The organism is Bradyrhizobium sp. Crot121 (genome assembly GCF_059512385.1).
The window spans coordinates 1-394 of sequence record NZ_JCAMOR010000446.1; the positions used below are offsets into that span (position 1 = coordinate 1).

Below are 394 nucleotides of genomic sequence, written 5' to 3' on the forward strand. Positions count from 1 at the left end.
GCGTGGCTCTTTGCGAACGACTTAGCGCCGACCATCTCGCTGCCGGCCAGCGCTTCGTTGCGGCGCCGGTGTTCGGGCGTCCCGATGTCGCCGCGGCCGGAGAACTGACCGTTGTTGCCGGCGGTAGTCCGGATACCATCGCCGAGGTGAGTCCGGTGCTGGAAGCAATCGGCCGACGGACCTTCGTGATCTCCGATCAGCCGAAGGCAGCCAGCCTCCTCAAGCTCAGCGGCAATTTTCTCATCGCCTCGGTCATCGAGGCTCTCGGCGAAGCCATTGCGCTCGTGGGGAAGGAGGGCATTGACCCGGAGCAATATCTTGAGATTTTGACCTCAACCCTCTTCAGCGCTCCTGTCTACAAGACCTACGGAAAACTGATCATCGAGGGGAAGTT

The 394-nt window shown here is 61.2% G+C and carries 1 protein-coding gene; it reads left to right on the forward strand.

Features of this window, described 5'->3' with window-relative positions:
* Positions 1-68: 68 nt before the first annotated feature.
* On the forward strand, positions 69-394 hold a 326-nt coding region (locus AC5ZGW_RS47410; RefSeq protein ID WP_496114306.1), incomplete at its 3' end, for an NAD(P)-binding domain-containing protein.